We start from the raw sequence: 20,134 nt of genomic DNA on the forward strand, positions 1-20,134 counted from the left end.
GAATTTGCGTCGAAAGTCTGTGGTTGTGCTCGACTACGGGTCGGGTAATCTGCGGTCCGCGCAACGGGCGCTCGAGCGGGTCGGTGCCAGCGTGGAGGTCACGGCCGACTCTGCTGCCGCGGCGGCCGCCGACGGATTGGTGGTGCCCGGAGTAGGCGCGTTTGAGGCGTGCATGACGGGACTGCACAAGATCGACGGGCAGCGAATCATTGCCGAGCGAGTGACCGCCGGCCGCCCGGTGCTCGGGGTCTGTGTGGGTATGCAGATATTGTTTGCTCGCGGTGTTGAGTTCGGCGTGGAGACTCAGGGTTGCGGCCAATGGCCTGGTGCCGTTACCCGGTTGGACGCCCCCGTGGTCCCGCACATGGGCTGGAACGTAGTGAACCCGCCTGCGGACAGTGCGCTCTTCGGGGGTGTGGCCGCCGATGCCCGGTTCTACTTCGTGCACTCCTATGCTGCTCAACGCTGGCAAGGCGCTACCGACGCGCTGGTGACCTGGGCCACGCACCAAGTGCCGTTTGTTGCTGCCGTGGAGGACGGTGCGTTGGCCGCTACCCAGTTCCACCCAGAGAAGAGCGGGGATGCCGGCGCGGCCATACTGAGCAATTGGGTTGAAGGACTATGAACATTCCGCTGATTCTGCTGCCTGCCGTTGACGTGGTCGAGGGTCGTGCCGTGCGCCTCGTCCAGGGGAAAGCCGGCAGTGAAACCGAGTATGGTTCCGCGGTGGACGCCGCGCTGGGATGGCAGCGCGACGGCGCCGAATGGATCCACCTCGTCGACCTGGATGCCGCGTTCGGCCGCGGCTCGAACCGTGAGCTACTCGCCGAGGTGGTGGGCAAACTCGACGTAAAGGTAGAGCTGTCCGGCGGGATTCGTGATGACGATTCCCTTGCTGCTGCGCTGGGCAGCGGCTGCGCACGGGTGAACCTGGGCACTGCGGCCCTGGAGAACCCGCACTGGTGCGCGCGGGTGATCGCCGATCACGGTGACAAGGTCGCCGTCGGCTTAGATGTCAAGATTGTCGACGGTGGACACCGATTGCGCGGACGCGGCTGGGAAACCGATGGCGGCGACCTGTGGGAGGTGCTGGACCGCCTGGCCAGCGAAGGATGTTCGCGATTCGTCGTTACCGATGTCACAAAGGACGGCACGTTGGGCGGTCCGAATCTTGACTTACTGACCCGGGTCACCGAGCGGACAGCCGCGCCCGTCATCGCTTCCGGTGGCGTCTCCAGCCTCGACGATCTGCGCGCCATCGCCTCCCTCGCCGGCCGCGGGGTCGAGGGCGCGATCGTCGGCAAGGCGCTCTACGCGGGCCGGTTCACGCTGCCGCAAGCGCTGGCCGCGGTGCGAGAGTAGACCGGCCGTGGAGCTGAGCGCGGCAGCACTGGACTCGCTGGTAGCTAGAGCGTCGATAATTCTCGACTCAGCGACAGAACCGTTTGTCGCCGGCCACCGCGCCGATTCGGCAGTCCCGAAGAAGGGCAACGACTTCGCCACTGAGGTCGATCTGGCGATTGAGCGGCAGGTGGTCGCTGCGTTGGTCGCGGACACCGGAATCAGCGTGCACGGCGAGGAGTTTGGTGGCCCGGCCATCGATTCCGGATTGGTGTGGGTACTCGACCCCGTTGACGGCACATTCAACTACGCTGCGGGATCGCCGATGGCTGCGATGCTCTTGGGCTTGCTGCACCACGGCGATCCAGTGGCCGGCCTGACCTGGCTGCCCTTCACTGACCAGCGCTACACCGCGATCGCCGGTGGTCACCTGGTGAAAAACGGTGCACCACAGCCGCGCCTTATTCCCTCCGAGCTCGCCGCTACGCTGGTCGGCGTCGGCACTTTCAGCGCCGACTCGCGGGGGCGGTTCCCCGGACGCTATCGGCTGGCGGTACTGGAAAACCTTAGCCGGGTGTGTTCCCGGTTGCGCATGCACGGTTCCACAGGCATCGACCTAGTCTATGTAGCTGACGGAATCCTTGGTGGTGCAATAAGTTTCGGTGGTCACGTCTGGGACCACGCTGCCGGGGTTGCGTTGGTGCGGGCGGCTGGCGGTGTCGCCACCGACCTGGCCGGCGAGCCATGGACCCCAGAATCGTGTTCCGTCCTCGCGGCGGCGCCGGGTGTACACGACGAGATCATCGAAGTCCTGCGCAGCACAGGGAAACCGGAGGACTACTGACATGTACGCGGGGAACGGTCTTGCGGTACGTGTGATCCCATGCCTGGACGTCGACGACGGACGTGTCGTCAAGGGAGTCAATTTCGAGAACCTCCGTGACGCCGGGGATCCCGTAGAGCTGGCCGCAGCCTATGACGCAGAGGGTGCAGACGAGCTGACGTTCCTCGACGTGACGGCGTCGTCGTCGGGCAGAGCCACCATGTTGGAGGTGGTGCGCCGGACGGCCGAGCAGGTGTTCATCCCGCTCACGGTCGGCGGCGGGGTGCGCGCCGTCGCCGACGTCGATGTGTTGCTGCGCGCCGGTGCCGACAAGGTTGCGGTCAATACCGCCGCCATCGCCCGCCCAGACCTGTTGGCCGACCTGGCCGCGCAGTTCGGCTCCCAGTGCATCGTATTGTCTGTCGACGCCCGCACCGTGCGTCCGGGCTCGGCCCCGACGCCGTCGGGCTGGGAGGTCACCACCCATGGCGGTCGTCAGGGCACCGGGATCGACGCCGTGGAGTGGGCAGCGCGCGGCGCCGAACTCGGGGTGGGGGAGATCTTGTTGAACTCGATGGACGCTGACGGCACCAAGGCCGGATTCGACCTACCAATGTTGCGTGCGGTCCGGGCTGCGGTCACGGTGCCGGTGATCGCCAGCGGCGGTGCCGGTGCCGTGGAGCACTTTGCGCCCGCGGTTGCCGCGGGTGCCGATGCGGTATTGGCGGCCAGCGTCTTTCACTTCCGGGAGCTGACAATTGGTCAGGTGAAGGCTGCCATGGCCACCGAGAAGATCACAGTGAGGACTACCGCGCGATGACACTTGACCCAGCGATCGCCGCGCGCCTGAAGCGCAACGCCGACGGGTTGTTTGCGGCCGTCGTGCAAGAGCGCGATAGTCGCGACGTGCTGATGGTCGCCTGGATGAACGACGAAGCGTTGGCCCGCACCCTGCGAACCCGTGAGGCCACCTACTATTCGAGATCGCGTGGCGAACTGTGGATCAAAGGCGCGACGTCTGGGAATCGCCAACGGGTGCACTCGGTGCGCTTGGACTGTGACGGCGATACGGTGTTGCTGGAGGTCGACCAGGTCGGCGGTGCTTGCCATACCGGCGATCACAGCTGCTTCGACGCCGATGTGCTGCTGGCCCAACAGAACTAGCGCGATACTGGTCCGGTCGAGCCGCTTGGACTATCCCGGTGTTGCACCCAGTCCATTCGCTGCGGCAATGGCCGCCCGCGCCCACTCGCGGCTGAGCACGGCCGGCCTGATGCGCTCTCTGCGTATCAGCTCGACCTTGATGACTTGTCGGGTGACGAGCGCGTCGGGAACCCGGAACACGAAGTCCGGCTCGTCGGTGGCAATTGCGAGTATCGCGTCGGTGGCAGTGAAACTGTTGGCACGCATGGTGTTCTGTGCCCAAATGAGCGGGATGCTGCCGCCAAAATTGTTCACGTACACCACCCAGAGCCGGATGCCGCGCTCGTCGTAGAGCCTGGTCAGGGCTCTGTGTACGGCGGCGCGTTCAATCGGACCCAACACCCCCGATTCATCGGTGATGTACCCCGATAGCCGCAGAGCCGGGGTCGTCGGTGGGGCAGTGGCGCTGGTGGGCTGCGCTGTCGGTGAAGGCGGGCTACCGGGCTGGCTGGTGTCTTTCCTGAGCAACGTGACACCGAGTACCACCGCGACAGCCAGCAGCGCCACCGCGAGCAACGCCGCGATCAGCAGCGCTGGTCTCAGCGAGCGAGGGCGTTCTGCCTCCGATGTCGACTGTGGCGCCGCGACCGCCGCCGTCGGTGTGGCGATGATTGCTGTCGGGCCTTCAGGCACTGTCGAACCAGGGCTCGCCTGGCCCTTGAGCGCGGCGGCAAAATCCGTACAACTCGCATAGCGCTCGTCAGGGTTCTTGGCGAGCGCTTTGGCGATTACTGCGTCGAGGTCTGCTAAGTCGGGTCGCTGCGCGCTGACCGGGGGTGCTGGCATCGACAGGTGCTGGCTGATCAGCACTGCCGGATTGGAGTGCTGAAACGGGGCGGAGCCGGTCAGCAAATTGAAGGCGGTACACCCGAGCCCATATTGATCAGCACGCCCGTCGGGATCCAAGCCCTGGAGTTGCTCAGGAGCGCAGTACGCGGTCGTCCCAACCAGCATATTTGTCGCCGTCAACCCACTTATCTCGCCGAGCTCGCGGGCGATGCCGAAGTCGGCAAGCAGGATGCGCCGCCGTGGATCGGCGTCTCCCAGCAAGATGTTGGCCGGTTTGACGTCACGATGCAGCAACCCGCGCGAATGCGCGTAATCGAGCGCGTCTGCGACGGCGGAGACGATCTCGACCACGTCTGCCCGGGGCATCCCGGACGGGTACCTGCCGCGCAGCAGTCGGGCAGCATCGGTTCCCTCCACGTAGTCCATGGAGATCCACAGTCGTCCGTGGAATTCGCCGCGGTCATAGATCCCGACAATGTGCTGGTTGGATAGGTTCGCGGCCAAATCCGCTTCTCGGTTGAAACGTTGGCGAAACTCCGGGTCGGCGGTCAGCTTGGCGGGCAGTACCTTGAGAGCATCGCGCCGGGGCAGCCGTGGGTGCTGCGCCAAATAGACTTCGCCCATTCCGCCGGCCCCGAGTCGGCGCAGGATGGTGTATCCGGCGAAGACCTGACCTTCGTGGAGTACTTGCCCGACTCCGTCGGGCAAACCTTCTTGTTGGCCATCGTATGGCGGCATGTGAGCATGCTACTGGCGCCCACAATGCGGGGTCGGGGCCACCTGGCACGACCGTGCTCCGGTGAGTCCCAGTCACGTACGCAGGTCAGAATGCACCGCCGTCCTCTCCATGGGGCCGTAGCCTGCGCGCCTTCCGTGGAATTCGTGTGTGGGCTAACGCGATTGAAAACCGTTCGCAATTGCCGACTTTTCTGGCCTGGATCAGGCCTGCTGCCATGGTGCAACTCGTTTCGCGCTTTGTGGATTCATCATCGTGCAGCGAAGCGAGGGCGGCCCAAGTTGTCTTGGCCCTCGGGTTTCCGCAAAGGGTCCGGCTGCCTAAAGAGAGCGGGCGCGCAGCGCCTCGAGTGCCTTGTCGGCGTGGCTGTCCATGCTGATCTCGCTAGAGATCACCGCAAGCACCGTGCGGTCGGTGCCGATGACAAAGGTCGTGCGTTTGACCGGCATCAGCTTGCCCAGCAGACCGCGTTTGACACCGAACTGTGTGGCGACCGCGCCTTCGCTGTCCGACAGCAGCGGATAGTCGAAATGCTGCGTGTCGGCGAACTTGGCCTGCTTTTCCACCGGATCGACGCTGATGCCCACCCGGGTGGCCCCGACGTCGGCGAATTCTGCGGCCAAGTCACGGAAGTGGCAGGCTTCCTTGGTGCAGCCAGGTGTCATCGCCGCCGGATAGAAGAACAGCACCACCGGCCCGTCGGATAGCAAGGCGCTGAGCTTGCGTGGTGTGCCCGTCTGGTCGGGAAGTTCGAAGTCGGATACGGAATCACCAGTCTTCATGGCCGTCAGGCTACGCCGTATGGCGTGCGGAGGAGTCAGGGTGGGCGGGGGCTGATCAGCACATCTGCGAGGATGCTTGGGTGCACACCAACCTCGCAGCTACTACCTCGCGTGCGGATTTTCGGGTGCTGGCGGCCGAACACCGGGTAGTGCCGGTGACTCGCAAAGTGCTGGCCGACAGCGAGACCCCACTATCGGCCTATCGCAAGCTCGCTGCCAACCGCGCGGGAACTTTCTTACTGGAGTCCGCGGAGTGCGGCAGGTCATGGTCGCGCTGGTCGTTCATCGGCGCCGGTGCGCCGACAGCGTTGACCGTGCAAGACGGCGAAGCGGCATGGTTGGGTACGGTGCCGAACGACGCTCCCGGCGGTGGGGACCCGCTGGCGGCCCTACGGGCCACCCTGGAGCTGCTCGCAACCGCAGCCCCCAGTGGGTCTGATCTGCCGCCGCTGTCCGGCGGCATGGTCGGCTTCTTCGCCTACGACTTGGTGCGGCGTCTTGAGCGCTTGCCAGAATTGGCCGCGAATGACCTCCAGCTACCGGATATGACGCTGTTGCTGGCCACAGACCTAGCCGCGGTGGATCACCACGAGGGCACGATCACCTTGATTGCCAACGCGGTGAACTGGAACGGCACTGACGAGCGGGTCGACTGGGCCTATGACGACGCCGTCGCACGGCTCGACGTGATGACTGCCGCGCTGGGGCAGCCGCTGCCGTCGACAGTGGCCACGTTCAGTAGGCCGGATCCGAAGTACCGAGAGCAACGTACGAGTGAGGAATACGGCAAGATCGTTGAATACCTGGTCGAGCAGATCGCGGCCGGTGAAGCCTTTCAGGTGGTGCCCTCGCAGCGGTTCGAGATGGATGCCGATGTCGATCCGATCGATGTGTACCGCGTGCTGCGAGTCACCAACCCAAGCCCCTACATGTATCTGCTCCATGTACCGGATAGGCATGGCGCGATTGACTTTTCGATCGTCGGATCCAGTCCGGAGGCGCTCGTCACCGTGCACGACCGCCAAGCCACGACCCATCCGATCGCGGGCACCCGTTGGCGGGGTCAGACCGACGAAGAGGACCTGCTGCTTGAAAAGGAGCTGCTTGCCGACGACAAGGAACGCGCCGAACACCTGATGCTGGTCGACTTGGGACGCAACGACCTCGGTCGGGTCTGCACGCCGGGAACCGTTCGAGTCGAGGATTACAGCCACATCGAGCGCTACAGCCACGTGATGCACCTTGTGTCCACGGTGACCGGCGTGCTCCGTGAAGGCCAGACTGCCGTGGACGCGGTGACCGCCTGCTTCCCCGCCGGCACATTGTCGGGCGCGCCGAAGGTGCGGGCCATGGAGCTTATTGATGAGGTAGAGCAGACCCGTCGCGGCCTCTACGGGGGTGTAGTCGGCTACCTAGACTTCGCCGGTAACGCTGACTTCGCTATTGCCATCCGCACCGCGCTGATGCGCGATGGCAAAGCTTACGTCCAAGCCGGTGGTGGAGTCGTCGCCGATTCCAACGGGCCCTATGAGTACAACGAGGCCCGAAACAAGGCCCGCGCTGTGTTGAATGCCATCGCCGCCGCCCAAACTCTTGAAGCTCCGGATTCGCGCCTTGGCTGATGCCCGGCCCGACCGCCGACGCGGGTTGACCAGTCACCGCGCGATCGGTGCCGCCCAGCTGCTGCTGGTGGTCGCCGCGGGGGCATTGTGGATGGCATCGCGGGCGCCGTGGGTTGTTATTCGATCGTTCGACGAGCTTGGGCCGGTGAAGGTGACGACCCTGTCGGGCGCATCGTGGTCGACTGCCCTGGCGCCGTTGGCGCTGCTGATGCTGGCCGCGGCCGTCGCGGCGCTCGCTGTGCGTGGCTGGCCGCTGCGGGTTCTGGCTGTCTTGCTGGCAGTGGCCAGTCTCGCCGCCGGCTATCTTGGCGTCAGTCTGTGGGTGATTCCGGACGTCGCAATGCGTGGCGCCGACCTCGCGGGGGTACCGGTGGTAACACTGGTGGGAAGTTCCCGGCATTACTGGGGTGCGGCGGCCGCTGTGCTGGCAGCGATCTGTGCCCTGATCGGCGCTTTAGTGTTGATGCGGTCGGCTTCGCACGCCGGGTCTGCCCGCGACAGCGCCGCCAAATATGCGTCGCCGGCCGCCCGGCGTTCGCGGGCTCGGGGGGCGGACGCAGACGTGGGGTCTGCGCAGACCAATCTCGAGACAGAGCCCGAGATATCGGAGAGAATGATGTGGGATGCCCTTGACGAGGGTCGTGACCCCACCGATCGGCCACGCGGGGCTGACACCGAGGGTCGGTGACGGAGGGCGCCCCGACGGTCGCTACCCTTCATGAACGTCGTCGAAATCGGCTGCGGAACCGTGAGCCGGTAGAAGGGGAAACGGCAGGCATGAGTCCGGCAACCGTGCTTGACTCCCTCCTTGAGGGAGTCCGGGCAGATGTTGCCGCGCGTGAAGCTCGTATCAGCCTGTCGGAGATCAAAGCGGCCGCAGCTGCCGCACCGCCGCCACTCGACGTGATGGCTTCCTTGCGTGAGCCTGGTATCGGTGTCATCGCAGAGGTCAAGCGTGCTAGCCCCTCGAAAGGCCCGCTGGCGCCTATCGCTGATGCAGCGAAACTAGCCCGGGCGTACGAGGATGGCGGTGCCCGCATCATCAGCGTTTTGACCGAGGAGCGGCGTTTTCACGGCTCGCTCGATGACCTTGACGCGGTACGGGCGTCGGTGTCGGTTCCGCTTTTGCGCAAAGACTTTGTGGTGCAGCCGTATCAGATTCACGAAGCGCGCGCGCACGGTGCGGACATGTTGTTGCTCATCGTTGCCGCTTTGGATCAGTCGGCGTTGGTGTCGATGCTGGATCGCACTGAATCGCTGGGTATGACAGCCCTTGTTGAGGTCCACACTGAGCAGGAAGCTGACCGGGCGCTGAAAGCCGGAGCCAAGGTAATCGGCGTCAACGCTCGTGATCTCATGACGCTGGCGGTCGACCGTGACTGCTTTGCGCGTATCGCGCCTGGGCTACCCAGCAATGTGATCCGGATTGCTGAATCCGGCGTGCGGGGCACCGGCGATCTCTTGGCGTATGCCGGTGCGGGTGCAGATGCTGTCCTGGTCGGTGAGGGTCTGGTGAAGAGCGGCGACCCGCGCGCCGCAGTTGCCGATCTGGTGACCGCGGGCACCCACCCGTCCTGTCCGAAACCGGCTCGCTAGTTATCGGTGAGTCGCGTGCGCGTCGAGTCTTGGTGATGGCAGATCTTTCCCGCCCGGGTATTCCACGCACGAGTGCTGCGATCGCCGAGCCCACAAGACACGACCCGGATCCGCGCGGGCATTTCGGCGTCTACGGCGGTCGTTACGTTCCGGAGGCCCTGATGGCTGTCATCGAAGAGGTGACGGCGGCCTACGAAAAAGAACGTGTGGACCCGGATTTCCTAGAGACCCTCGATCATCTGCAAGCGCACTACGCCGGCCGGCCATCCCCGCTCTATGAGGCGACTCGGCTCAGCGAGCACCTCGGGTCGGCGCGGATCTTCTTGAAGCGAGAAGACCTGAACCACACCGGTTCTCATAAGATCAACAATGTTCTTGGTCAGGCGCTGCTGGCGCGCAGGATGGGCAAGACTCGCGTGATCGCGGAGACGGGTGCCGGCCAGCACGGCGTGGCCACGGCCACCGCGTGTGCGTTGCTCGGTCTGGACTGTGTCATCTACATGGGTGCCGTCGACACTGCGCGCCAGGCGCTCAACGTGGCGCGGATGCGACTACTTGGGGCCGAAGTGATCTCGGTGGAGACCGGCTCGAAAACGCTCAAAGACGCTATCAATGAGGCGTTTCGGGATTGGGTAACCAACGCGGACGACACCTACTACTGCTTTGGTACGGCGGCCGGACCACATCCATTTCCCACCATGGTGCGCGATTTCCAGCGGATCATCGGCATGGAGGCCCGGGTGCAGATCCAGCATCAGGCCGGTCGACTGCCTGATGCTGTAGTGGCATGTGTGGGCGGTGGATCCAACGCGATCGGAATCTTTCACGCATTTCTCGACGACCCTGGTGTTCGTTTGGTCGGATTCGAGGCGGCCGGCGACGGTGTCGAGACGGGTCGGCACGCGGCGACATTTACCGGCGGCTCACCCGGGGCTTTTCAGGGGTCGTTCTCGTACCTGCTGCAAGATGCGGACGGCCAGACAATCGAATCCCATTCGATCTCAGCCGGTCTCGATTACCCCGGAGTGGGGCCCGAGCATGCTTGGCTCATGGAAAGCGGGCGCGTCTCCTACCGACCGATCACCGACTCAGCAGCCATGGAAGCGTTTGGCCTGCTATCTCGCATGGAGGGCATCATCCCGGCTATCGAATCGGCGCATGGGGTTGCCGGTGCCCTCGAGTTGGGTGCGGAACTAGGTAGCGGTGCGGTCATTGTGGTGAATCTGTCGGGCCGCGGCGACAAGGACGTTGAGACGGCCGCCAAATGGTTCGGCCTCCTGACGAACGACGCCGACGCGGACAATTCGGATTGATGATGAGTGTGGAGCAACGCGAAGTTAGCAGGCTTGCGCCTGTTTTCCAGTCGTGCCGAGCTGACAATCGCGCGGCGCTCATCGGCTATCTGCCGACTGGATTTCCCGATGTGCCTACGTCGGTGGAGGCCATGGTCGCGTTGGTCGAATCTGGTTGCGACATAGTTGAAGTCGGCGTGCCCTATTCGGATCCCGGAATGGACGGCCCGACAATTCAGCGAGCCACGGAGATGGCTCTAGCGGGTGGAGTGCGAGTCCGGGATACGCTGGCGGCTGTTGAGTCGATCGCCGCGGCCGGTGGACGTGCGGTAGTGATGACGTACTGGAATCCTGTGCTGCGCTATGGGGTTGATGCGTTCGCGAGGGATCTGGCATCAGCTGGCGGATCTGGACTCATCACCCCCGACCTTATTCCAGACGAGGCGCAACGGTGGCTTGTAGCATCCGACGAAAACCGGCTCGACCGGATTTTCCTGGTGGCACCATCGTCGACGCCCGAACGACTGGCGGCAACGGTGGAAGCTTCACGCGGATTCGTCTACGCGGCGTCGACGATGGGAGTGACCGGGGCACGTGACGCGGTGTCCCAGAGAGCTCCCGAATTGGTGGGGAGAGTGAAAGCCGTGTCTGAGATTCCCGTTGGAGTTGGCTTGGGTGTGCGGTCGCGCGAGCAGGCCGCACAGATCGGCAGCTATGCCGACGGAGTCATTGTCGGTTCGGCGTTGGTGTCTGCGTTGGCCGACGGCCTGCCTAAACTGCATGCGCTGACCGCGGAACTTGCCGTCGGGGTGCGCCAAGGGACGTCAGTATGAAGACGACCTTGCTGGCGTACTTTCCCAGTCCGCCACGCGGGGTGTGGGAGCTTGGGCCGTTGCCTATCCGTGCCTACGCCGTCTTCATCATTACCGGGATCATTGTCGCGCTGCTGATTGGCGATCGACGTTTTGCGGCCCGCGGTGGTGAGCGCGGCGCGATCTATGACATCGCATTGTGGGCGGTCCCTTTCGGTTTGATCGGTGGCCGTCTCTATCACCTAGCTACCGATTGGCAAACATACTTCGGCCAAGATGGCGCCGGATTCGCTGCGGCGTTGCGAATCTGGGATGGGGGCTTGGGCATCTGGGGCGCAGTAGCCCTTGGTGTGGTGGGCGCATGGATTGGCTGTCGGCTTCGCCGGGTTCCACTACCGGTGTTCATGGACGCGGTCGCGCCCGGACTTGTGCTGGCGCAAGCCATAGGCCGGCTCGGGAACTATTTCAATCAGGAGCTTTACGGCCGGGAGACAGTGATGCCGTGGGGCTTGGAGATCTTCTATCGTCGTGATCCGGCCGGATACATCGATGTTCACTCGCTCGAGGGTGTCTCGACCGGGCAGGTGGCCCTCGTCGTGCAGCCAACCTTCCTCTATGAGCTGCTGTGGAACGTGCTGGTATTCGTCGCATTGCTCTACATCGATCGCCGATTCACTATCGGCCACGGGCGACTGTTCGGGCTGTACGTCGCTTTGTATTGCCTTGGCCGATTCTTTGTGGAGCTGTTGCGTGACGACGTCGCCACGCACATTGCGGGTATCCGGATCAATTCGTTCACATCAACGTTCGTGTTCATCGGAGCCATGGTCTACGTCATCCTGGCTCCGAAGGGCCGTGAGGATCCACGCACGGTACGTGGCGACTATGGCTCCGAGGAACCGCCGGAACCAGAGTCCGCACCCGAACTCGCTGCTGTCGCGGCGGCTTCTGGTACGACCGTGGTGGCTACGGTGGCCGCAGGCGTCGACGACGATCTAACCGATTCGACGCAGTCCCGACAATCCACCGAAGTCGCCGAGCTGGACACCGTGACGACCGAAGTCGCGGAGCCCGAAACCGTCGCGGCTGAGGTCGCCGAGCCAGCAGATCAGGCGGTGCCCGACGGGATTGAGGCTGTCGAGGCTGGAGCCGAAGAGGCTCATGCCCACGAGGCTGAGGGCGGCGAGGTTGAGGCTGCGGTGGCTGAGCGCGAGGAGGCTGAAGTCGGGGAGGGTGAAGTCGAGGAGATTGCGGACGGGGACGGTGAGGGCGGCGAGGTTGAGGCCGCGGCGGCTGAGCGCGAGGAGGCTGAAGTCGGGGAGGGTGAAGTCGAGGAGATTGCGGCCGAGGAGGGTGAGGGCGGCGAGGTTGAGGCCGCGGCGGCTGAGCCCGAGGAGGCTGAAGTCGGGGAGCGTGAAGTCGGGGCGGGTGAAGTCGAGGAGATTGCGGCCGGGGACGGTGAGGGCGGCGAGGTTGAGGCCGCGGCGGCTGAGCCCGAGGAGGCACAAGTCGGGGCGGGTGAAGTCGAGGAGATTGCGGCCGGGGACGGTGAGGGCGGCGAGGTTGAGGCCGCGGCGGCTGAGCCCGAGGAGGCACAAGTCGGGGCGGGTGAAGTCCAGGAGGTTGCGGCCGGGGAGGTTGACGGCGAAGTTGACGCCGCCGTTCCTCCGGCCGCGGAGGCTGAAGTCGACGAGGCCGAGGCCAGCGAGGGCGCGGCCGAAGAGGCCGAGCTCGAAGAGTCTGCAGCGGAAGCAGCTGAAGTCGCCGAAGCTGAAGTCGAAGACTCTGAAGTCGGCGAGGTTGCGGCCGAAGAGGCTCAACTCGCGGATCTTCACGTCGCGGAGGCTGGAGTCGCGGAGGCTGACCTCGCGGAGCCGGAGTCAGAAGCGGAGCCGGAGTCAGAAGCGGAGCCGGAGTCAGAAGCGGCCGAGGCCGCAGACACTCCAGGACAAGCCTCGGCTGCGCTCACCGAGCCCGAGGCGGTCGACACGCAACCCAAAGCGGCGGACACTATCGAACCAAGCGTTGACGCGGCCAAAACGGAAGTTGCGGAGTCGGCAGCCGCGGAACCGAACGATGCTGAGCCCGAAGCGACTGATACTGCGTCCGTAGAAGCCGCTGCCGAGACGGCGGCTGACGCGACGTCCCCCGACGGTGGCGATGAGGAGGCAACTCCAACGCCGGTCCCCGATGTGCAACAGGGGGGTAGCGGCTCAACGCGCCGGCGTTGGCGGCTGCGGCTGAGACGTGGCCAGGGGCCAGGTCGGTAGTCGCTGTGGTGCCCCGCTAACCACGGATAGGCTTACGCGGGGCCGATTGGATCTGGCATGCTGACGTGGATCTGGCATGCTGACAATGTGACTGATCAGCCCTGGCGCGACGCTGCAGAGTCCAGCCCGCCACCACCGCAATCGGGCCATCCTCCGCCATACCCCCCGAATCAGCACTATGCGCCAGTCGGCGGCTACTACGACCCGTCTGCACCTTTTGGCCGGCATCCTGTTACTGGACAACCCTTTTCGGACAAGTCGAAGACGATCGGTGGTTTGTTGCAGCTGCTCGGCCTGCTCGGCATCGTTGGGATCGGTCGCATCTATCTCGGGCACACGGGGTTGGGTATCGCGCAGCTGCTGGTGGGCTGGCTGACACTGGGGTTGGGCGCTGTCATCTGGGGTGTGATTGATGCGTTGTTGATATTGACCGACCAGGTAAGCGACCCGTGGGGTCGCCCCTTGCGCGATGGAACCTAATCGAGCCACCGGGGCGCCGGCGGATTGGGCTCGGCCCGCGCCGTCTCGTCGCTACGGCACAGTGGGTGCGGTCGCGCTGCTGGCGGGGGCGCTCGGCTACATCGCGCTCGCGGACCCGCACAACACCACATCGTTGTACCCAGCGTGTCCTTTCAAATTCCTCACCGGTTGGGACTGCCCGGCGTGTGGGGGCCTGCGAATGACACATGATCTGCTCCACGCCGATCTCATGGCTGCCGTCAACGACAATGTTTTCCTGCTCGTTGGGCTTCCGCTGGTCGCCGGTTGGGTGTTGCTGCGCCGTCGCCTAGGCCGGTCCATGCTGCCGACGGCGGCGCTGGCTGTCGTTGTGGTCACGACGATCGCCTGGACCGTGCTGCGCAACCTGCCCAGTTTCCCGTTGGTGCCGTCCATCAGCGGATAGTTGGCGCCATGCGCCGGACACATGCCCGGCGACCGCACCGTCGAGACTATGCTTTGTCGTCGTGACAAGACGCGGAAAGATCGTCTGCACTCTCGGGCCGGCCACGCAGCAAAGCGACTTGGTCCTGGCGCTAGTCGAAGCCGGAATGGACGTCGCCCGAATGAACTTCAGCCATGGTAACTATGGCGACCACGAGGCCGCCTACGAAAGGGTTCGCGCGGCCTCTGACGCTACTGGCCGCGCAGTAGGTGTGCTTGCCGACCTACAAGGCCCCAAAATCCGGCTGGGGCGGTTCGCCAGGGGACCCACCTACTGGGCCGACGGTGAAACGGTCCGGATCACGGTCGAGGCCTGCGAAGGCAGCCACGACAGGGTCTCGACTACGTACAAGCGGCTAGCCGAGGACGCAGTAGCCGGTGACCGGGTTCTGGTCGATGACGGCAAGATCGGCCTTGTGGTCGACCACATCGACGGCGATGATGTGGTCTGCGTCGTCACCGAAGGCGGCCCGGTCAGCGACAACAAGGGGATCTCGCTGCCGGGGATGAACGTGTCGGCACCGGCCCTGTCCGACAAGGACATCGAGGATCTGACCTTCGCGCTGAATCTGGGCGTCGACATGGTGGCCCTTTCCTTCGTTCGCTCACCGTCTGACGTCGAGCTGGTCCACGAGGTGATGGATCGGATCGGGCGGCGGGTCCCGGTGATCGCCAAGCTGGAGAAGCCGGAAGCCATCGACAATCTGGAAGCTATCGTGCTGGCTTTCGACGCCGTCATGGTTGCGCGCGGCGACTTAGGCGTCGAGCTGCCGCTCGAAGAGGTGCCGCTGGTTCAGAAGCGGGCCATCCAGGTGGCACGCGAGAATGCAAAGCCGGTCATCGTGGCGACCCAGATGCTGGACTCGATGATCGAGAATTCGCGGCCCACCCGTGCGGAGGCTTCCGACGTCGCAAACGCCGTACTCGATGGCGCTGACGCGCTGATGTTGTCCGGGGAAACCTCGGTGGGGAAGTATCCGCTGGCGGCAGTCCGGACGATGTCGAACATCGTCTGCGCGGTTGAGGAGAATTCCACGGCCGCACCGCCGTTGACGCACATACCCCGAACCAAGCGTGGGGTGATCTCGTATGCCGCCCGGGATATCGGCGAACGACTCGACGCAAAGGCGCTGGTGGCATTCACTCAATCCGGTGATACGGTGCGCCGACTGGCCCGCCTGCATACCCCGCTGCCGTTGCTCGCATTCACTGCATGGCCCGAAGTGCGCAGCCAACTAGCCATGACCTGGGGAACGGAGACGTTCATCGTCCCGGAGATGCAGTCCACTGACGGCATGATCCGCGAGGTCGATAAGTCGTTGCTCGAACTTGGCCGCTACAAACGTGGTGACCTGGTTGTCATCGTCGCGGGTGCGCCGCCGGGCACCGTAGGCTCGACCAATCTGATACACGTGCATCGGATCGGGGAAGACGACGTCTAGGCGGCCAACCGGGTCGGGCCCCGACGAGAGCATGCTCCTGTCCGCCCGCACTCAGGCGAACCTGGGAAAAGAGCCCTGAAGCATTGATGTCCGATTTCACAACAAGCATGTCCGATTTCGAGGAACTCTTGGCGGTATTGGATCTCAAGGCCGCCGCGGATGATGTATTCATCGGGTCCCATCCCAGCAAGAATCCGATGCGGACATTCGGTGGACAGCTCATAGCGCAGTCGTTTGTCGCGAGCACCCGCACGTTGACCCGGGATGACCTTCCGCCCAGTGCGCTGTCCGTGCACTTCGTCAACGGCGGTGATACGACCAAGGACATCGAATTCCAGGTGGTACGCCTGCGTGATGAACGGCGCTTCGCCAACCGGCGGGTCGACGCGGTGCAGGACGGCGTGCTGTTGTCCTCGGCGATGATCTCCTACATGTCTGGAGGTCCGGGGCTTGAGCACGCCGTGGAGCCGCCGACGGTAGCCGAGCCCGATACGCGGCCGTCGATCGGCGCACTATTGCGTGGCTATGAGGAGACCGTTCCGCATTTCGTCAACGCGCTGCAACCGATCGAATGGCGCTATACCAACGATCCGGCCTGGATAATGCGGGACAAGGGTGATCGGCTTGCCTACAACCGGGTCTGGGTCAAAGCTTCGGGCGCGATGCCGGCCAGCACGATGCTGCACACGGCGGTGATGCTGTACTCCTCGGATACGACCGTGCTGGACTCGGTCATCACCACCCACGGTCTCTCCTGGGGTTTCGATCGTATCTTTGCGGCATCGGCGAATCACTCGGTCTGGTTTCATCGCCAGGTCAACTTCGATGACTGGGTGTTGTATTCGACGTCCTCCCCGGTCGCCGCGGATTCACGCGGGCTGGGTGCCGGCCATTTCTTCGATCGCTCCGGGGAACTGATCGCCACGGTCGTCCAGGAAGGCGTATTGAAGTACTTTCCCGCCTCCCGCCGATAGACAAAGCCGGACACCGGCGGTGATTTCGGCTCAGCATGGTGGTGACCAGGCGTAACGTTCCTGTTAGCCGGGTATCGGCCGGCGCCCGACGATGATGAGGCGGACGCCGCCAACTTCGGAGCGCAAGTGGGGAGGTGGCAGGCGGTGGCGGGAAACGAGTCCTTAGTCGATGTCGCGCCGAAGGTGCCTGCGCTCGACCGCCTGGAGGAAATCGTCGTCGTTCACGTCGATTCGCTCACCGTCCGCTGCATCGGCGCTGTGGCGTTGCTGTCCTCGACGTGCTGGTTGATCGCGCTGCTTGCGCGTGACTACCAAGACGGCGCCTGGGAAGCCGCGGGCCGGTTGGGTTGGTCGCTCACCGTTTTGGCCGCGGTTGCGCTGATCGCCCGGGGGATCTTCCTGGGTCGTCCGGTGACCGCTCTGCACGCCGCGGGAGCGGCATTGGTACTGATCGCGGGTCTAGGCGCCCATGTGGTGTCTCTCGATGTGTTCGGCGATGTGCTCATCGTCGGGTCTGGGCTGGTGTTGATGTGGCCGACGTCGGCGCGGCCCCGGCCCGAAGACCTGCCGCGCGTGTGGGCGCTGATCAATGCCACCGCCGAAGACCCGCTGGCGCCCTTCGCGATGCAGGCGGGTAAGAGCTACCACTTCAGCCCGGCCGGTACCGCGGCGCTGGCGTACCGCACCAGGATGGGGTTCGCCGTAGTCAGTGGTGATCCGCTCGGGGAGGAGAAGCAGTTCGTCGGGCTGGTCGCCGACTTCGCCGCCATGTGTCATACCCGTGGTTGGCGGATCGCGGTTGTGGGTTGCAGCGAGCGCCGGCTCCCGCTGTGGAACGACCCCGGCGTTCTCGGACAGTCGCTGCGGCCAATACCTTTCGGTCGCGATGTCGTCATCGACGTGACCAGCTTCACGATGATGGGTCGCAAATTCCGCAATCTGCGTCAAGCGGTTCAGCGCACCCACAACTTCGGCATCACGACCGAAATCGTGGCCGAGCAGGCTCTCGACGACATTCAGCGCGCGGAGCTCGCCGAGGTGCTGTCGGCCTCACCCAAGGGGTCGCGCACCGATCGCGGGTTTTGCATGAACCTGGACGGCGTGTTGGAAGGCCGCTACCCCGGGGTCGAGCTGATCGTTGCCAGAGACGCCTCGGGGCGGGTGCTGGGCTTCCACCGGTTCACGACGGCAGGTGGCGGTAAGGAGGTCTCCCTGGATGTCCCTCGGCGTCGACGCGGCGCGCCCAATGGAATCGACGAACGACTGAGTATCGACATGATCGCCGCAGCCAAAGAGGCTGGGGCACTGCGAGTATCGCTAGCATTTGCGGCCTTTCCGGAGATCTTCGACCAACCAGACCGTAGCCGGCTGCAATACTTCTTCTACATATTGATTCATCTTCTCGACCCGCTGATCGCGCTGGAGTCGTTGTACCGGTACCTGCGCAAGTTCCATGCTTTGGACGCCCGGCGCTATGCGCTGATTTCCCCGACTCATGTCATGCCGTTCGCGCTTGTGCTGCTGTCGCTGGAATTCTTGCCGCGCCGCCGACACCTCTAAGCCGAGTCAATACGCAACTCGGCACAGCCAGAATCGTTGGGCAAGTGGTGCGTCGCCACTACCACGGTTCGTCCCGCGGTCATCAGGTCGGAGGTGGGGGCCAACAGATCGCGCAGCACATCCTCGGCCTCAGCGGCCTCCAGGTGCTCGGTGGGTTCGTCGAGCAGCACGATCCTGGCGGGGGAGAGCACCGCCCGCGCGAGGAGCAGTCTTCTGCGTTGGCCCGCCGAGACCGCCTGTGCTCCTCCGGTGAGCACCGTCGACAGGCCGACGGGCAGATTGTTAAGCCATTCGCCGAGGCCCACCCGGTCCAGCGCCCTGGCCAGTTCGTCGTCTCTGCAGTCGCCCCGCGCGACAAGCAGGTTATCGCGGACTGTCGTAGCGAAGAGGTGTGCGTCCTCAGCGAAAAAGCTGACAGTGCTATGCAATTCATCGCTATCGAAGTCACTCAGGGCGACTCCGTCCAACCTCACCTGCCCGTGCAACGCCGGCAGGAGTCCCGCGAGGGTCATCAGCAACGTGGTCTTACCGCCGCCGGTGGGGCCTGTGACTGCCAGCCGGGAGCCGGGTGGTAGGTCAACCGTCACCAGGTCCGAGCGCGTCTGCCGGTGGCCCACGCATACGTCGGCGGATAGCCGCCCAGGGCCGGCGGGGAGTGAGACCGGTTGGGCGGATCCAGTGACGCCGACGCCGTCTGGCGTGGTCAGATCGAGCAGGCGAAGCGCCGCCATCCGCGACCGAGTCAGCTGGACGGCCGCGGCCGGTAGGGGCACTGTCGCCTCGAATGCCGACAACGGCAACAGCATCAGCACGGCCAACGTGGTGGGGGCGGCCGTCGGGGCCAGGGCGATGCCGGCCGCCACGGCGCCCAGAACGCTGATCCCGATCGCAGCGGTGGGCATTGCTTGCGAGATGGCCGCGGGTCGTGCTGCCGCGTCGAGGGCGTGGCCCCAAGCAATCTGCCGCCGGTGGGCTTCGGCGACGACATGGGGCAGAATCCCCGCAACACGCAGCTGCGGGGCGTAGTCAAGCGCCAGCATCGCCGACGTATCGCGCCCGGAGTGATGGTGCCGCGCCATCGCTTCCTGGGACGCGGCGGCCTTCGCGGCGAGAGCGGGTGCAACGACGCCGGCCAGAAATAGGCAGCTGGCTAGTATGGCGCCCGCCGAGAGCGAAATGACCGCAACTACTGCGGTCGCCGTCACCGCAAGTACCCCGGCGACGCCAATCGGTACCACAGCACGGACCAACACATTGGCCAGTTCATCCACGTCGGCACCGACGCGGGCCACCAGTTCCCCGCTCGGCAAGCGGGCGGCAGTCGCCGCAGGGCCGCTGGCAAGCCGGCGGTAGATCTGCGTGCGGACAGTACTAGCAGCCCCGAGAGCGGTGCTATGGGTGGCCAATCGCTCGCAATAGTGCAGAACACCCCGCGAGATCGCGAACGTCCGTACCGCCACGACCGCGATGGACAAATCCAGCACGGGCGGCATCTGCCAGGCTCGGGTGATCAGCCACGCCGACACCCCGGCCAGTGCCAGGGCACTGCTCAGCGACAGCACTCCGAGCGCGATGGCCGCCAGGAGCCGTCGCAATCGTGGACGCAACAGGGCAGCCGCGGTGAGGAGGACCCGCTCTTGGCGGCGACCTGGGGGTACCACCCGCTTGCGGGGGACTGCGCCCGGCTCCGCCGCGCTTGCGATCGCGTCGGCCATGTGGCGGCGACCTGGGGGTACCACCCGCTTGCGGGGGACTGCGCCCGGCTGCGCCGCGCTTGCGATCGCGTCGGTTGTTTGGCGGCGACCCGCTGCGCCCGGCTGCGCCGCGCTTGCGATCGCGTCGGTTGTTTGGCGGCGACCCGCTGCGCCCGGCTGCGCCGCGCTTGCGATCGCGTCGGTTGTTTGGCGGCGACCCGCTGCGCCCGGCTGCGCCGCGCTTGCGATCGCCGCA

Annotated in this window: 18 protein-coding genes and 1 pseudogene; 16 read left to right on the forward strand and 3 right to left on the reverse strand. The window is 64.9% G+C overall.

Features of this window, described 5'->3' with window-relative positions:
- Positions 1-4 precede the first annotated feature (4 nt).
- Genes hisH through hisI form a run of 5 tightly spaced genes read left to right on the forward strand, consistent with a single transcriptional unit; the run spans position 5 to position 3,328 of the window.
- Positions 5-625, forward strand: coding sequence for an imidazole glycerol phosphate synthase subunit HisH (gene hisH, locus F6B93_RS10010; RefSeq protein ID WP_211699391.1), 621 nt, complete (start codon positions 5-7; stop codon positions 623-625).
- Positions 622-1,362, forward strand: coding sequence for a bifunctional 1-(5-phosphoribosyl)-5-((5-phosphoribosylamino)methylideneamino)imidazole-4-carboxamide isomerase/phosphoribosylanthranilate isomerase PriA (gene priA / locus F6B93_RS10015; RefSeq protein ID WP_211698958.1), 741 nt, complete (start codon positions 622-624; stop codon positions 1,360-1,362). Before hisH ends, priA begins: the two co-directional genes overlap by 4 nt.
- 28 nt (positions 1,363-1,390) lie before the next feature.
- Positions 1,391-2,185: an inositol monophosphatase family protein gene (locus tag F6B93_RS10020; protein WP_246541118.1), complete on the forward strand. Its 795-nt coding sequence runs from the start codon at positions 1,391-1,393 to the stop codon at positions 2,183-2,185.
- Position 2,186: 1 nt separating this feature from the next.
- Positions 2,187-2,984: an imidazole glycerol phosphate synthase subunit HisF gene (gene hisF, locus F6B93_RS10025; RefSeq protein ID WP_211698960.1), complete on the forward strand. Its 798-nt coding sequence runs from the start codon at positions 2,187-2,189 to the stop codon at positions 2,982-2,984.
- Positions 2,981-3,328 carry a phosphoribosyl-AMP cyclohydrolase gene (hisI, locus tag F6B93_RS10030; RefSeq protein ID WP_211698961.1) on the forward strand — a complete coding sequence of 116 codons (348 nt, stop codon included), beginning with the start codon at positions 2,981-2,983 and terminating at the stop codon, positions 3,326-3,328. The genes hisF and hisI overlap by 4 nt, the downstream gene beginning before the upstream one ends.
- Before the next feature lie 30 nt (positions 3,329-3,358).
- Here the strand turns inward: hisI and F6B93_RS10035 are convergent, their stop codons facing one another.
- The gene (locus F6B93_RS10035) at positions 3,359-4,894 is read right to left on the reverse strand and encodes a serine/threonine-protein kinase (protein ID WP_211698962.1); all 1,536 of its coding nucleotides are present in this window, start codon (positions 4,892-4,894) and stop codon (positions 3,359-3,361) included.
- A 318-nt stretch (positions 4,895-5,212) separates the two neighbouring features.
- Complete coding sequence (locus F6B93_RS10040; RefSeq protein WP_211698963.1) at positions 5,213-5,674, reverse strand: peroxiredoxin; 462 nt, start codon at positions 5,672-5,674, stop codon at positions 5,213-5,215.
- 80 nt (positions 5,675-5,754) lie between these two features.
- Here F6B93_RS10040 and F6B93_RS10045 point away from each other — a divergent pair, with 80 nt between their 5' ends.
- From F6B93_RS10045 to F6B93_RS10095, 11 genes and pseudogenes are all read left to right on the forward strand, one after another.
- Positions 5,755-7,296, forward strand: coding sequence for an anthranilate synthase component I (locus tag F6B93_RS10045; protein WP_211698964.1), 1,542 nt, complete (start codon positions 5,755-5,757; stop codon positions 7,294-7,296).
- Between the two features lie 91 nt (positions 7,297-7,387).
- On the forward strand, positions 7,388-7,984 hold the full coding sequence (locus tag F6B93_RS10050; protein WP_246541119.1) for a TIGR02234 family membrane protein: 597 nt from the start codon (positions 7,388-7,390) through the stop codon (positions 7,982-7,984).
- 89 nt (positions 7,985-8,073) lie between these two features.
- Complete coding sequence (gene trpC, locus F6B93_RS10055) at positions 8,074-8,892, forward strand: indole-3-glycerol phosphate synthase TrpC (protein WP_211698966.1); 819 nt, start codon at positions 8,074-8,076, stop codon at positions 8,890-8,892.
- Between the two features lie 35 nt (positions 8,893-8,927).
- Positions 8,928-10,205: a tryptophan synthase subunit beta gene (gene trpB, locus F6B93_RS10060; RefSeq protein WP_211698967.1), complete on the forward strand. Its 1,278-nt coding sequence runs from the start codon at positions 8,928-8,930 to the stop codon at positions 10,203-10,205.
- On the forward strand, positions 10,205-11,017 hold the full coding sequence (gene trpA, locus F6B93_RS10065; protein WP_211698968.1) for a tryptophan synthase subunit alpha: 813 nt from the start codon (positions 10,205-10,207) through the stop codon (positions 11,015-11,017). Before trpB ends, trpA begins: the two co-directional genes overlap by 1 nt.
- A pseudogene (locus F6B93_RS23735) lies at positions 11,014-12,402 on the forward strand (prolipoprotein diacylglyceryl transferase); the annotation flags it as partial. The gene trpA and the pseudogene F6B93_RS23735, both read left to right, overlap by 4 nt.
- Positions 12,403-13,353: 951 nt before the next feature.
- On the forward strand, positions 13,354-13,746 hold the full coding sequence (locus F6B93_RS10075; protein WP_246541056.1) for an NINE protein: 393 nt from the start codon (positions 13,354-13,356) through the stop codon (positions 13,744-13,746).
- The gene (locus tag F6B93_RS10080; RefSeq protein WP_211698971.1) at positions 13,736-14,170 is read left to right on the forward strand and encodes a DUF2752 domain-containing protein; all 435 of its coding nucleotides are present in this window, start codon (positions 13,736-13,738) and stop codon (positions 14,168-14,170) included. The genes F6B93_RS10075 and F6B93_RS10080 overlap by 11 nt, the downstream gene beginning before the upstream one ends.
- Positions 14,171-14,231: 61 nt before the next feature.
- Positions 14,232-15,650: a pyruvate kinase gene (pyk, locus tag F6B93_RS10085; RefSeq protein WP_211698972.1), complete on the forward strand. Its 1,419-nt coding sequence runs from the start codon at positions 14,232-14,234 to the stop codon at positions 15,648-15,650.
- Between the two features lie 107 nt (positions 15,651-15,757).
- Complete coding sequence (locus F6B93_RS10090; RefSeq protein WP_211698973.1) at positions 15,758-16,624, forward strand: acyl-CoA thioesterase II; 867 nt, start codon at positions 15,758-15,760, stop codon at positions 16,622-16,624.
- A gap of 183 nt (positions 16,625-16,807) precedes the next feature.
- Positions 16,808-18,184 carry a bifunctional lysylphosphatidylglycerol flippase/synthetase MprF gene (locus F6B93_RS10095; RefSeq protein WP_246541120.1) on the forward strand — a complete coding sequence of 459 codons (1,377 nt, stop codon included), beginning with the start codon at positions 16,808-16,810 and terminating at the stop codon, positions 18,182-18,184.
- Here F6B93_RS10095 and cydC read toward each other — a convergent pair.
- A complete protein-coding gene (gene cydC, locus F6B93_RS10100; RefSeq protein WP_211698975.1) occupies positions 18,181-19,899 on the reverse strand; it encodes a thiol reductant ABC exporter subunit CydC in 1,719 nt (572 codons plus the stop codon). The genes F6B93_RS10095 and cydC overlap by 4 nt on opposite strands.
- Positions 19,900-20,134: the final 235 nt, after the last annotated feature.

Origin of the sequence: Mycobacterium spongiae (genome assembly GCF_018278905.1) — a bacterium.
GTDB classification, from domain to species: Bacteria; Actinomycetota; Actinomycetes; order Mycobacteriales; family Mycobacteriaceae; genus Mycobacterium; species Mycobacterium spongiae.